At 40.3% G+C, this 370-nt stretch carries 1 pseudogene; it reads right to left on the reverse strand.

From position 1 onward, the window contains the following. Positions 1–323 (reverse strand): annotated as a pseudogene (locus ACYQ4S_RS12450) (IS110 family transposase); the annotation flags it as partial. Positions 324–370 lie beyond the last annotated feature (47 nt).

Raw genomic sequence — 370 nt, forward strand, 5'->3', positions numbered from 1 at the left:
ACACGCATTTGAACACCTAGATTGATATCAATACTGTCTTGTGCTAGTTTGCCTAAGCGATAAGAGTCTGAGACAGATTTTCTAATGACTTTAGCTAATTTGACAGGATCTTTAAAGCGTCCTCGCCCAAACTTTTGAAGTAAAGCAGCTAGCTCAACGCTATTCATTGTCCGAATCTCAGCCATTGAAATGTCGCCATTCATTAATTGAATCATCGTTGAACTAAACACAGAGGTGCTTATGTTTTCAGCTTTTAAGTCACTCGAAAGAGTGTTGCACTTGTAATAAAGATTTTCCACGTAGTGCTGCTGGGCTTCGGTCATCTGACGAATCATCTGATAGCGTGTACGAGTAAAACGTAGGAGAGCAA

The sequence above is a fragment of the Alkalibacterium sp. s-m-28 genome (assembly GCF_054658175.1).